Origin of the sequence: Hansschlegelia beijingensis (assembly GCF_014196425.1) — a bacterium.
GTDB classification, from domain to species: Bacteria; Pseudomonadota; Alphaproteobacteria; order Rhizobiales; family Methylopilaceae; genus Methylopila; species Methylopila beijingensis.
The window spans coordinates 482,681-495,499 of the sequence record NZ_JACIDR010000001.1 but is presented as its reverse complement, the minus strand read 5'-3'; the positions used below and the strand labels follow the sequence as shown (position 1 = coordinate 495,499).

The following is a 12,819-nucleotide window of genomic DNA, read 5'->3' as shown; positions in this document are numbered from 1 at the left end:
GCGGATGAGCGATCTTGCCTGCGCCAAGCTGCGCCGCTTCGAGCCCGAGCTGCTCCAGCACTGGCTGAAGCTTCCCCCGGACCACGTCGGCCTGATCCGGGAGACGGACGAGCCGGCGGCGCTGCTGGCGCGGCTTCGCGAGCTCGGCCTCTGGGCGGAGGCGATGCGTCTGCTCGCCTACGGGCTGCCCGAGCGCGAGGCCGTGTGGTGGAGCTGCATGTGCGTGCGGCACGCCGGAGACGCGGTGACGGGGCTCGAGCTTGTCGCGGTCGAGGCCGCCGAGGCCTGGGTCCGCCAGCCGGAGACTGAGGCTCGCCGGGAGGCCGCGATGGCCGCGAGCGCCGCAGGCTACGCGGCCCCGGGCTCCTGGTCGGCGCTCGGCGCCTCGTGGAGCCACCGCGAAGAGTTCATGGCCGACCTTTGCGGAGGACGGGGCGCGGCGATGGCCGTGACGCGCGCGGCGGAGCGCGGCCGGCGCGACGGCGAGGAGCGACGGAGACGCTTCGCCCGGTTCTTCGACAGCGGCGTCGACATCGGCAATGGCGGCGCCGGCCGGCTGACCGGCGGCGACCTCCTCAGCGGAAGCGTCGCCTAGAGATGCCGTTGATCCTCACCACCACCCGCTGTCCGGACGGCGTCGCGGCCACGCGGCGGGAGGTGACGGGCGAGCCGCTCGCGATCGGCCGGGGCGTGGAATGCGGCTGGGTGCTTCCCGATCCCGCCAAGGTGCTCTCCAAGCGGCATTGCCTGATAGCGCCCCGCCCCGACGGGTGGCTGGTGACCGACACCAGCGTCAACGGCACCTTCCTCAACGGCGCGGCGCTGGAGGGCGACCTGCCGCATCCGCTGCGGGACAACGACCGGCTGACGCTCGGCGACTACGAGATCGAGGCGCAGATCGGTCACGCGGAGATTCAGGACCCGAGCGACGCGCCGACGCGCTTCGCCTTCCGTTCCGAGGCGCCCGGCGACGGGCGGCTGACCAGCGACCCGTTCCGCGCCGAAGCGGATGACGATCTCGGCGCAGCGCGCGCGTCCATTGGACTGCCCCAGGACTTCGATCCGCTGAGGTTCGACGACGACCCGGCCGAGAGCCCATTCCCCGCCTCGGACAACGTCCCCGACATCCACGCGCATTTTCGGCCTCCGCGCCCCACCTTCGACCTGCTGCCTGAAGACTGGGACGCCGAGCAGGAGGCGCCGGCGGCCGTGGCGGACCCGGACGCCGCCCCGCCGGCGCCGAATGGCCCCGTCCCGTTTCCGTCGCAGGAGCCCGAGGCGAACACGACTCCGGCCGACGCCGACGCGTTCGCGGCCTTCCTGACGGGCGCGGGGCTGGCGGGCGTCCCGCCGGCCGACGTCCGGAAGGCCTTCGAGGCGCTTGGGGCGGCGTTCCGAGCGATGGTCAGCGGCTTGCGCCAGAGCATGATCGCCCGGGCGACCGTGAAGGACGAGTTCCGGATCGGCCAGACGATGATCCGCGCCGCCGGGAACAACCCCCTGAAGTTCGCAGCGGACGACGACGACGCGCTGGCGGCGCTGCTCGGTGCGGGACGCCGCGGGGGCATGAGCCCGGAGGAAGCGGTCAGCGAGGCGTTGCGCGACATCCGCCTGCACGAACTCGCCACCGCGGCGGCCCTGCAGAGCGCGGTCCGCGACCTCGTCGCGGAGATCGCGCCCCGGAAGATCCTGAACGGGGTCCGCGAGAGCGCGATCGACGGCGTTCTGGGACGCCGGAAGCAGCTCGCCTGGGACATCTACGCCGCGCGCCACGCCGAGGTGCTGCGCGCCCTCGGGGACGACTTCGACAGCGTGTTCGGCAGGTCGTTCGCCCGCGCCTACGAGGCCGCGCTGTCCTCGATCTCCATGAAGGAAGAGCGATGACCGCCGCTCCCGCCGCCCGGCCCGCCACGACCCCGAGGAGGGCGACGTGACGTGGCACAGCCGCGTCCTCTGGCAGGAGGGCATGTTCCTGCGCGCGCAGCATTTCCAGCAGCAGGACCGCTGGGCCTCCTCGGAGCTGCGCCGAAGCGTGCGGGGGCTTCGGCCGTTCCCGTTCGGCTTCACGACGCTCTCCGTCTCGCGCGACCTGCTGGGCTCGGGCCGCTTCGCGCTGACCGCCGCTGCAGGTTCGTTCGACGACGGCACCGTGTTCTCGGCGCCCGACGAGGGGCCGCTTCCGCCGCCCCTGACGCCGCCTGAGTCCGCGCGGGACGTGCTCGTCTATCTCGGCGTCCAGCTGCAGCAGCCTGGGGCCGCCGAGGTCGCCGGGCACGACCGTTCGGGGCGCTATGAGGCCGAGACCTTCGAGGCCTTCGACACGCATTCCGGGGCGACGGAGGCCGCGCAGCTCGAGGTCGGCACGCTGCGCCTGCGCCTGCTTCTCGGGACCGACGACCGCGAGGGCTATGTCTGCCTGCCCGTCGCCCGCATCGTCGAGGTGACCGCCGACCAGCGCGTCATCCTGGACGACGCGTGGATACCGACCGTGCTTGCCTGCGTGGCGGCGCCGCAGCTGGCGAGCGTGCTCACGGAGCTCGCCGGCATGCTGAACCAGCGCGGCGAAGCGATCGCCGCGCGGCTCACGGCGGCGGCGTCGAAGAGCAACACCGAGGTCGCGGACTTCCTGCTGCTCCAGTCGATCAACGGCTGGCAGACGATGTTCTCGCATCTCGCGGACGCCGGAAACATCCATCCGGAGTCGCTTTACGTGATCCTGCTGCAGATGGCGGGCGAGCTCGCGACCTTCACGGATCCGCGGCGGCGGCCGAGTCGGTTCGATTCCTATCGCCACGACGATCTGCAGCGGACGTTCACGCCCGTGATCGCGGACATCCGGCGGTCGCTCTCCGCGGTGCTCGAGCAGACCGCGATCCAGATCCCGCTGCAGGAGCGCCGGCACGGCGTCAGGGTCGGGCCGATCCTCGATCGCACGCTGCTCGCCGGCACGACGATCGTGCTCGTCGCGAAGGCCGACGTGCCGAGCGAGAACCTGCGTCGCCTGTTTCCCAGCACAGCCAAGATCGGCGCCGTCGAGCACATCCGCGAACTGGTCAACGTGGCCATTCCGGGCATCGAGCTGCGGCCCCTGCCGGTCGCGCCGAGGCAGATGCGCTTCATCCCCGAGGCGCAGTACTTCGAGCTCGACCGCAATTCGCCGCACTGGCGGCAGATGCAGAATTCGGGCGGCTTCGCCGTCCACGTCTCCGGGGACTTTCCCGGCCTGGTTCTCGAGCTCTGGGCGATCCGGGCATGAGAGCGCCGTTGAGCGACAACCCGTTCGCGGAGCCGGGCGATGACGACCGCACCATCGTCATTCCAAGATCGCCGCGCCCGGCGACCGCTCCCGCTCCGCCCGCCCCGCGGCAGCCGGAGGCTGCAGGTTCGGACGCCTTCGCCAACCTTCCGGCCGTCAGCGGTTCGCCCGTCCTGTCGGCCGCCGCGCCGCTTCTCGCGCTGCTCGCGAGCCTGCGCAACGTCGCGACCGCGCCCGATCCCTCAGGCTTGCGGGAACGCGCGATCATCGAGGTGCGCCGTTACGAGCAGGCGCTGCGCGACGCCCGGCTGCCGCTCGAGCTGATCCGCGCCAGTCACTACGCGCTGTGCGCGAGCCTCGACGACGTCGTGCAGAACACGCCCTGGGGCAGCCGCGGCTCATGGGCGTCGGCCTCGCTGGTCTCGACCTTTCATCAGGAGGTCCGCAGCGGCGACCGCTTCTTCGATCTGCTCGCCCGGCTGCGGCAGACGCCGGGCACGTTCCTGCCCGCCATCGAGCTCATGTATCTGTGCATGTCGCTCGGCATGCAGGGGCGCTATCGGGTCTCGGCCCGCGGCGTGGCTGAACTCGACCGCGTGCGCGAGGACACCTACCTCGTCATCCTGCGCCAGCGGGGCGCCGCGGATCCGGCGCTGTCGCCGCACTGGCGGGGCGTTTCGGCCCCCTATCGGCCGCTGAGGGCCGAGGTCCCGGTCTGGCTCGCGGCGCTCGCAGCGGCCGGACTTCTGGGCCTCGCCTACGCGCTCGTGCTGTTCGGCCTCAACGGCGCCTCCGACCGGCTGTTCGCGGCCGCAGGCGTCGTCCCGCCCGTCGCGATGCCGGCGATCGCGCGCGAGGAGCCGCCAAAGACCGAGGCGCCGCCTGCCCCGGCGCCGCAATCGCCGCCGCCCGACAACGTCGGCGACCGGTTCGCGCGCTTCCTCGAGCCCGAGGTGCGGGAGGGCCTCGTCAGCATCGCTGGCACTCCGGCCGCCCCGATCATCCGCATCCAGAGCGCGGGCATGTTCGCCTCCGGCAGCGCGACGATCGATCCGAAGTTCCTGCCGATCTTCAGGCGGGTCGGCGCGGCTCTCCAGGGTTTCGGCGGACCCGTGCGCATCGTCGGCCATACGGACAATGTCGCGATCCGCACCGTGGCCTTCCCCTCCAATTTTGAGCTCTCGCAAGCGCGGGCGAAGGCCGCCGGCGCCGCGATCACGACCGAGATCGACCCGGCTCGGATCACCATCGAGGGCCGCGCCGACGCGGAGCCGATCGCCAGCAACGCGACGCCCGCGGGTCGTCGGGCGAACCGGCGGATCGAACTCGTCGCCGGCCGGGAAGCGCCCCCACGATGAACGAGCTCGTCGCTGTTCTCATGCAGTTCGCCGCGACGTGGGGCGCAGGCCTCGCCGGCTGGGCGATCGTCAGCGCCGCGATCTACTACCTGTTTCCGCTCGTGCCGGCGCTGGAGCCGCCGGCGGTGCGCTTCGGCGCCATCGCGGCGTTGCTCGTCGTCTGTCTCGCCGTCAACGGCGCGCTGTCGTGGCGCGCGCGCCTCCGGCGCCGGGCGCTCGCGGCCGGAATGGAGGACGATCCCCCCGCGGGCCGGGCGCAGGCGGACGAAGCCGAGGCCGCCGAGGAGGTCGCCGAGCTGCGCGCGCGGCTGAAGCAGTCGCTTCTCCGGCTCCGGCGCAGGGGCTGGCGGGGACGCCAGCTCTATGACCAGCCCTGGTTCGTGCTGATCGGGCCGCCGGGCTCGGGCAAGACCACCGCGCTCATGAACTGCGGCCTTCATCTCCCGCTTCGCGACGACGAGGGCGGAGCGGCGGTGAGCGGCGTCGGCGGCACCCGGCTGTGCGACTGGTGGTTCGCCGACGAGGCGGTGCTGATCGACACGGCCGGCCGCTACACCACGCAGGACTCGTCGGCCGCCGTGGACGCCGCCGGCTGGCGGGGCTTCCTGGACCTGTTGCGGCGGACGAGACCGCGGCAGCCGATCAACGGCGTGATCGTGGTCCTGTCCCTGCCCGAGCTCGCCACCGCGACGCCCGCGGAGCTGGGCGCGCACGCCAGGGCGGTCCGCCTGCGCATCAACGAGATCACGGAGCGCACCCGTCTGCGCGTCCCCGTCTACCTGATGCTCAGCAAGGCCGACCAGCTCCGGGGCTTCGACGCCTATTTCGACGATCTGGACGCCGGCGGCCGCTCGCAGGTCTGGGGCGTGACCTTTCCGCTCGACAAGGGCGCGGAGGCCTTCGCATCCGAGTTCAGGCTGCTGCTGCGCCGTCTGGAGGACCGGCTCGTGGAGCGCCTGCAGGCCGAGCGCGCCGGCCAGCGCAGGGCGTTGATCGGCCAGTTCCCCCTGCAGGTCGCGAGCCTCGAACAGCCGCTGGCGGAGTTCCTCAAGCTCGCCTTCTCCGGGAGCCGGGTCGACCCTGCGCCGATGCTCCGGGGCGTCTACATGACCTCGGCCACCCAGCACGGCACGCCGATCGACCGGCTCACCGGCATGCTGGCGCGGTCGTTCGGCCTCGACCAGACCTCGATCGAGGCGCTCCGGCCGGTCTCCGGCAAAAGCTATTTCGTGACCCGCCTTATCCGCGAGGTCATCCTCGGCGAGGCGCTGCTCGTCTCCCGCAACCGCGGCTGGCGGACCACCCGCGCCCTGCGCGTCGCGAGCTTCGCTGCGATCGGCCTCGGCCTGGCCGTCGGCGGAGGGCTGATCTGGCGCGCGGACGCCGCGAACCGGGTCGCCGTCGAGCAGGCCAGCGAAGCCTTCGCCGCGTACCGCCAGAGGATCTCCGGCCTCAAGCTCGACCCCGTGACGGACGACGATCTGCCCGGCGTCGCGCCCGCGCTCGACGCCGCCGCAGCCCTGCAGCGGGCGGCGTCCGAGCCCCCGGCGTCGTTCGGTCTGTCGCAGGAGGCGAAGCTCGCTCAGGCCGACCGGCTCGTCTACCGGCGCGCGCTTGAGCGCATCCTGCTCCCCCGGCTGCTGTGGCGGCTCGAGCACCAGCTGCGCGCCAGCTTCGAGGACCCGGCCCGCCTCTATGACGCCACCCGCGTCTACCTCATGCTCGCCGGCCAGGGGCCGCTGCAGGCCGGCGCCGTCCGCGCCTGGATGAAGGCCGACTGGGACGTCCGCTTTCCCGGAGCGCTGAACGCGCCGCTCAGGAGCTCGCTCGCCGCGAACCTCGACGCGTTGCTGGCGGCCCCGCTGCCGCAGATCTCGTCGGACGCCGCGCTGATCGAGGCCGCCCGCGCGGTCCTGAGCCGCGTGTCGCTCGCCGAGCGCATCTACAGCCGGGTCCGCGCCGACAGCGCGGCCCAGAGCCTGCCCGACTGGGCGCCGGCGGCGGTCCTCGGGCCGAACGGCGTCCGCTTTTTCAGACGTCCGTCCGGCCGCCCGCTGACCGACGGTGTCCCGGGCCTGTTCACCGCCCGCGGCCACCGCGAAGCCCTGGTCCGCGCGCTGCCGGCGGTCACGCGCGACGTCGCGGTCGAAAGCTGGGTGCTCGGACGCGTCGAGCAGGCGCCGACGGAAGGTCCGCAGCTCGCCGCGCTCGAGCAGTCGGTCGTCACGCTCTACGCCGAGGAGTTCAGGAAGGTCTGGGACGCGCTTCTCGGCGACCTCGTCCTCGCGCCGTTCCGCGGCCGCCAGCAGACCATCCGCGACCTCTATGTCCTGTCGTCGCCGCAATCGCCGATGCGCGATCTTCTGGTCGCGATCACGCAGGAGCTGCGCGTCCGGGAGCCGCAGGACGCCTCCGAGAACGGCCGCGAGGCGGGCGGGCCGCCGCCGCCCGCTCTCGCCGCGATCGCAAGCCATTACGGCGCGCTCTTCGAGCTCGTCGGCAAGGGCGACGACGCCGCGCCTTTCGGCAGGATCCTCCAGGCGGTCTCCGCCCTGCATCAGGCGCTCGCCGCGTCGGGGCCGGCCGCCGCGAACGCGGAGAACGGCCTGCCGGGCGGCGGCGATCCGGCCGAGCTGCTGCTCGCCGAGGCCGATCGCCAGCCCGCGCCGGTCTCGAGCTGGCTTCGGGAGCTCGCCACCTCGGGCCGGGCCATTCTCGGGGACGCCACGCGCGCCTCGCTCGTCGCCGCCTATGCGGCCGCGAACGGGCCTCAGGCGACCTGCCGAAGCGTCGTGGACGGCCATTTCCCGTTCGACGCCTCGTCGACGCTCGACGCGCCGATCGACGATTTCGCCCGCCTGTTCGGGCCGGGCGGCCAGTTCGACCTCTACTTCGCGAAGCAGATCGCGCCCTTCGTCGACACCAGCGGCGCGACCTGGCGTCCGCGGACGCTCGGCGGGGTCGAGCCGCCGATCGACGCCGCGACCGCAGCCGGCTTTCAGCGGATCGCGGCCATCCGCGATGCGTTCTTTCCGACCGGAGGCGCGCCGCAGCTGAGCTTCTCGCTCGCGCCGGCCGCGGGCGGCGAGCCGGCCGCGACGCTCGCGATCGGCGGCACGACGGTCAGCAAGGACGTCAACCAGGCCGCGTCGTTCAACTGGCCCGGGGGCGGCGGACTGAGCGCCGCCTCGCTGTCCTTCGAGGACCAGGGTGGGTTCCAGTTCCCGGGATTGACCACGAGGGCGCAGGCGGCCGGCCCTGCGCTGCAGTTCAGCGGCCCCTGGGCCGCCTTGCGGCTCATCAGGCGCGGCCGCGTGGCGCCGACCCGGAACCCGACCGTCTTCAACCTGACCTTCGACGCAGCCGGCCGGCGGGCGGCCTTCGTGCTTCAGGCCGGTTCGGTGCGGAACCCGTTCGCGCGTGACGTGCTGACCGGCTTCAGATGCCCCATCATCCGATGAACGGGGCCGCCGCGCCCGTCGGCTTCTACGGCAAGATCCCGTCGCGGGGCGATTTCGTCCGGAGGGGGCTGCCGCGCGCCGCGGCGGCGGCCTGGGACGGCTGGCTGGACGCGACCCTGCCCGAGGTCGCGGCGCTGTTCGACGGGCGTTGGATCGCGGCCTGGCGCGCGGCGCGCCCGTGGCGCTTCGCTCTCGCGCCCGGTCTCTGCGGGGGCGCCATGACCGGCGTCTGGCTGACCAGCGCGGACCGCGCCGGACGGCCCTTTCCGCTGGTCGTCGCGACGGGCGGGGCGATCACGGAGATCTGGCTCGATCGCGCCGAGGCGCTCGGGCTCGCGACGATCGCGGGCGAACTCGGCCCGGACGACCTGGCGGAGCGCCTGAGCCACATGCCCGAGGCGCTCCCCGGACCGGCCGCGCCGCAGGCCGGCGCGCGCTGGTGGCGCAGCGACGCTCCGGCGGCCCACAGACGTTTCGAGAGCGCCGGAATGCCCGACGCCGGCATGCTGGCCCGGATGCTGACGCCATGACGCCCGCTCTTCGGCACTGGGCGGCCACTCATCCCGGCGCGCTGCGCCGGAGCAACCAGGACGCCTTCCTCAGCCGGCCCGAGATCGGCCTGTTCGCCGTCGCGGACGGCGTCGGCGGAAGCGCAGGCGGCGGCTTCGCCTCATCGGAAGTCGTGCGGCTGCTGGCGGAGCTTCCGCCCGAGCTGGGGCCTGCCGAACTGCTCAACGCCGTCCGCCGCCAGTTGCAGGCCGCGCACGAGACGCTCCGGCGCGCCGGACCGGACGCGAAGGGCGGCTCGCCGGCCACCACCGTGGTGGTCGTGCTGGTGAGCGGCCGCCACCTGACCTGCGTCTGGATCGGCGATTCCCGCGCCTATGTCCTGCGGGACGGGCGGCTGACGCGGCTCACCGCGGATCACAGCCTGGTGGAGGAGATGGTTCGCGCCGGGCGATTGACGGACCCGGAGGCCGGCCGGCACCCCAGGGGCAACGTCATCACCCGGGCGATCGGGGCCGGGCCGGAGGACGCGTTGATCGACAAGGTCATCGCCACGATCGAACCCGGCGACCGCATCCTGCTGTGCAGCGACGGCCTGCTCAAGGCGCTGCCCGAGGAGACGATCGCCGCCTGCATGGCGCGCCGCGAGCCGGTGACCGCGCTTCTGGACGCCGCGCTCGTCGCGCTGGCCAGCGACAACGTCACCGCGATCGTCGCGGCCGTCTGACGACACGGCGCAGGACCGGCGCGGAACAGGACCGGCGCGGCGTCACGAAAAAAGGCGCGACGGTCTCGCGACCGCGCGCCCTCAGACGACACCCGCGACCGTCACTCCGTCTGCGCGGTCTCGAGGTTGTAGGTCGTCACCGACTGCGACCCCGCCGAATTGTCCACCCCGGCGGTCTTGTCCGTGATGGCGATCTTGGTGAAGTTCAGCGCGATCACCTCCACCGGACGCTCGCCCCCGGTCGCCTTGTTGCTGAGGCCGCTAATGATCGCGTTGGTGAGCTTCAGCGTCCGGAACACGGCTTCCTGGCCCTTCTCCACGCGCGTGAAGTCGATCTGGACGTCGGACGCCTTGCCGACGAAGGCGTTGGTCGCGACGCCCTTGCTGCCGGAGTCGACATACTTCGTCACCGTGATCTCGCTGACATAGGCCGAGGTCGACTCGCGGTTCTTGCCGACGCCGACGGCGCTGCGGACCGTGCGCGACATGCTCCACTGCAGGTCGAGCAGTTCGATCCAGTTCTTGTGGCCCTGCTCGGTCACGTCGCCGTCAGCGCCTGCAAGCTTCATGTAGATCGCCATTTCATCTCTCCATCCGCCAAAGCAGCGAAATTCAATATAATCGTGCCTGCGCGACGCCCGTCTTTCAGAACGAGCCGGCACGTTTGATCTGTAACTATTCGGAGCATCGCTTTGACTGCGCAGCTCCATCGCCACCAATTACGAGCCGACAGCGCAACGCTTCATCACGTGCTCGGGTGGCCGCCCCTCGGCGGCCCATCCGACCTGGCAGACGATCTCGTCGTGCGGACCAAGGTCGATCCGCGCCTCGCCGGTGGGGACGCCTTCCGCCATCTGCGCCAAGAGCCGCGCCGACAGCGCCGGCAAGACCGTCTGCGACAGGTACGCCTCCACGCCCCGGGCGCCTGCGCCGGGCAACTCGGACCGCGCGAGGATCGCCTCACGCGCGGCGTCGCTCACGCTCAGCGTCGCGCCATAGGCGCGCGCCAGGCGCTCCGCGATCCTGTCGATCTGCAGGCCGACGACGCGGCGCAGCGTCTCGCGCGCGAGCGGCAGATAGGGGACGAGCGTGACGCGGCCGAGGAAGGCGGGCTTGAAGCGCCGCGACAGCTCGCCCCGCAGCGCTTCGGCGAGGCCGGCGGCGTCGGGGGCGGTCTCCGGGTCCGCGAACAGGCTGTCGATCAGCTCCGTCCCGGCGTTCGAGGTCATGATGATGACGGTGTTGCGGAAGTCGATGTCCCGCCCCTCGCCGTCCTTCATGGTCCCCTTGTCGAAGACCTGGAAGAACACGTCCTGGACGCCCGGATGCGCCTTCTCGATCTCGTCGAGCAGCAGCACCGAATGCGGCCGGCGGCGGACCGCCTCGGTCAAGACCCCGCCTTCCCCATAGCCGACATAGCCGGGCGGGCTTCCCATCAGGAGGGAGACCTTATGCTCCTCCTTGAACTCGCTCATGTTGATGGTGGTGAGGCTCTGCTCGCCGCCATAGAGCAGCTCGGCGAGCGCGAGCGCCGTCTCGGTCTTGCCGACCCCCGACGTCCCGACCATCAGGAACACGCCGACCGGCTTGCGCGGATCGGTCAGCCCGGCCCGTGAGGTGCGGATCGCCTGCGAGACGGCTTCGAGCGCGTGGCCCTGTCCGATCACCCGGCGGCCGAGCGCCTCGCGAAGGTTCAGCACGCTTCCGATCTCGCCCGCCGTCATCCGGCCGGCCGGGACGCCGGTCCAGTTCTCGACGATCTCGGCCACCGCCTGGCCGTCCACCACGGGGAACACCATCGGCTGCTCGCCCTGCAGTCTGGAGAGCGCCGCGGCGGCGGCGGCCACTCCGGCGCGAAGGCCGGCATCGTCGGGTCCGCTCTCGGCGGCCTCGCGGCGGCGGCCGAGTTCGGCGGCGAGGCCGCGCTCCTCCGCCCAGCGGGCCTCCAGCGCCGCGAGCGCGGATCGTTCGGCCTCGCTCTCGGTCTCCAGCGCGGCGAGCGCCGCCGCATGGTCCGCTCCGGAGACCTGCTCCCGCCGCAGCACGCGCGCCCGGGTCTCGAGCGCGGCGATCCGGCGCCGGCGATCCTCGATCGCAGGCGGCGTGGCGGCCTGGCTCATCGCAACCCGGGCGCAGGCGGTGTCGATCAGGCTGACGGCCTTGTCGGGCAGTCGCCGGCCCTGGATGTAGCGCGCCGACAGCCGCACGGCGGCCTCCGCCGCCTCGTCGAGGATGCGGACGCCGTGGTGCTGCTCGAGCGAGGCGATCAGGCCGCGCACCATGTCGGTCGCGACCGGCTCGCTCGGCTCCGCCACGGCGACCGGCTGGAAGCGGCGCGCCAGCGCCGCGTCCTTCTCGAAGTAGCGCTTGTATTCCGCCCAGGTCGTCGCCGCGACCACGCGAAGCTCGCCGCGGGCGAGCGGCGGCTTGAGCAGGTTCGCGGCGTCGCCCTGCCCGGCCGCGCCGCCGGCGCCGATCAGCGTGTGCGCCTCGTCGATGAACAGGATCGTCGGGACCGCCGCGCCGCGCGCCTCGTCGATGACGGCGCGGAGCCGGTTCTCGAACTCCCCCTTCACGCCCGCGCCGGCCTGAAGCAGGCCAAGGTCCAGCGTCCTCAGCGCCACGTCGGCCAGCGGCGGCGGGACGTCCCCGGCCGCGATCCGGAGCGCGAGCCCCTCGACCACGGCGGTTTTTCCCACCCCGGCCTCGCCGGTCATGATCGGGTTGTTCTGCCGGCGGCGCAGCAGGATGTCGACGACCTGCCGGATCTCCGCGTCGCGGCCGAGCACCGGATCGATCCGCCCGGCCTTCGCCCGCGCCGTCAGATCGACGGTGAACCGATCGAGCGCGGGGGTCTGGCTCGGGCCTCCGGCGGCAGGGTCCGCGGCGCCTGACGCCGCAGCGCGTGCGCCGCCTTCGTCGTCGCCGACCAGCATCTCCGGCAGGTCGCGCCGAAGCACGTCGGGGACGATCCTCCTCAGCGCGGGCTCGGCGGCGTGCAGCCGCGCCGCCACCGCCTCGTCGGCGAGCGCGGCCCATAGCAGGTGCCCCGGCCGGATCGCGGCCCTTCCCTGCTCCACCGAAGCGAGGAACCACGCCTCTTTCGCGACCCGGACGATGTCAGGCGACAGGCTCGGCGTGCGGCCGGCGCCCGAGGTCATGCGGTCGAGCGCCGCCGTGAGCGCCGCCTGGACCACCCCGGCGTCGACGCCGTGCGCGCCAAGGATCGCGCCGACCTCTCCCCGCGGCTCGTCGATGAGCTGCGACAGCCAGTGCTCGATCTCGACATTGTAGTGCGTGCGCGACAGCGCGCTTCCGCCCGCGCCCTCGAGCGCCCTTCGGGCGGGCCCGTCGAGCCGGCTCACCAGCTTTGGCAGATCGATGCTCGGCAAGGCTCTTCGCTCCCGCGGCCGGCTTTCGCCCGGCGTCACCAGCAACGCTATCTCTCATACCGCCCGCCGATCCATTATTACTTACCTTCATTTGTAACACTCAGACTTATCGCTGAAA

Annotated in this window: 9 protein-coding genes; 7 read left to right on the top strand and 2 right to left on the bottom strand. The window is 72.5% G+C overall.

Annotation, left to right across the window (positions count from 1 at the left end):
* Positions 1-4: 4 nt before the first annotated feature.
* Genes GGR24_RS02245 through GGR24_RS02215 form a run of 7 tightly spaced genes read left to right on the top strand, consistent with a single transcriptional unit; the run spans position 5 to position 9,309 of the window.
* The gene (locus GGR24_RS02245) at positions 5-595 is read left to right on the top strand and encodes a DUF6931 family protein (protein ID WP_183393659.1); all 591 of its coding nucleotides are present in this window, start codon (positions 5-7) and stop codon (positions 593-595) included.
* A gap of 2 nt (positions 596-597) precedes the next feature.
* Positions 598-1,884: a type VI secretion system-associated FHA domain protein TagH gene (gene tagH, locus GGR24_RS02240; RefSeq protein WP_183393658.1), complete on the top strand. Its 1,287-nt coding sequence runs from the start codon at positions 598-600 to the stop codon at positions 1,882-1,884.
* Positions 1,885-1,930: 46 nt separating this feature from the next.
* Entirely contained in the window at positions 1,931-3,256 is a 1,326-nt protein-coding gene (gene tssK / locus GGR24_RS02235) for a type VI secretion system baseplate subunit TssK (protein WP_183393657.1), read from the top strand.
* 8 nt (positions 3,257-3,264) lie between these two features.
* The gene (gene tssL, locus GGR24_RS02230) at positions 3,265-4,614 is read left to right on the top strand and encodes a type VI secretion system protein TssL, long form (RefSeq protein WP_183393656.1); all 1,350 of its coding nucleotides are present in this window, start codon (positions 3,265-3,267) and stop codon (positions 4,612-4,614) included.
* Entirely contained in the window at positions 4,611-8,075 is a 3,465-nt protein-coding gene (gene tssM, locus GGR24_RS02225) for a type VI secretion system membrane subunit TssM (protein ID WP_183393655.1), read from the top strand. The genes tssL and tssM overlap by 4 nt, the downstream gene beginning before the upstream one ends.
* Positions 8,057-8,605, top strand: coding sequence for a type VI secretion system-associated protein TagF (gene tagF, locus GGR24_RS02220; protein WP_183393654.1), 549 nt, complete (start codon positions 8,057-8,059; stop codon positions 8,603-8,605). The genes tssM and tagF overlap by 19 nt, the downstream gene beginning before the upstream one ends.
* A complete protein-coding gene (locus tag GGR24_RS02215) occupies positions 8,602-9,309 on the top strand; it encodes a PP2C family protein-serine/threonine phosphatase (protein ID WP_183393653.1) in 708 nt (235 codons plus the stop codon). Before tagF ends, GGR24_RS02215 begins: the two co-directional genes overlap by 4 nt.
* A gap of 101 nt (positions 9,310-9,410) precedes the next feature.
* Here the strand turns inward: GGR24_RS02215 and GGR24_RS02210 are convergent, their stop codons facing one another.
* Both GGR24_RS02210 and tssH read right to left on the bottom strand, forming a co-directional pair.
* On the bottom strand, positions 9,411-9,890 hold the full coding sequence (locus GGR24_RS02210; protein ID WP_183393652.1) for an Hcp family type VI secretion system effector: 480 nt from the start codon (positions 9,888-9,890) through the stop codon (positions 9,411-9,413).
* A 138-nt stretch (positions 9,891-10,028) separates the two neighbouring features.
* Positions 10,029-12,701, bottom strand: coding sequence for a type VI secretion system ATPase TssH (tssH, locus tag GGR24_RS02205; RefSeq protein ID WP_183393651.1), 2,673 nt, complete (start codon positions 12,699-12,701; stop codon positions 10,029-10,031).
* Positions 12,702-12,819 lie beyond the last annotated feature (118 nt).

Bases quoted from the DNA above. Each gene is read 5' to 3' on its own strand.
- GGR24_RS02245 (WP_183393659.1), top strand. From the start codon at position 5: ATGAGCGATCTTGCCTGCGCCAAGCTGCGCCGCTTCGAGCCCGAGCTG.
- tagH (WP_183393658.1), top strand. From the start codon at position 598: ATGCCGTTGATCCTCACCACCACCCGCTGTCCGGACGGCGTCGCGGCC.
- tssM (WP_183393655.1), top strand. From the start codon at position 4,611: ATGAACGAGCTCGTCGCTGTTCTCATGCAGTTCGCCGCGACGTGGGGC.
- tagF (WP_183393654.1), top strand. From the start codon at position 8,057: ATGCCCCATCATCCGATGAACGGGGCCGCCGCGCCCGTCGGCTTCTAC.
- GGR24_RS02215 (WP_183393653.1), top strand. From the start codon at position 8,602: ATGACGCCCGCTCTTCGGCACTGGGCGGCCACTCATCCCGGCGCGCTG.
- GGR24_RS02210 (WP_183393652.1), bottom strand. From the start codon at position 9,890: ATGGCGATCTACATGAAGCTTGCAGGCGCTGACGGCGACGTGACCGAG.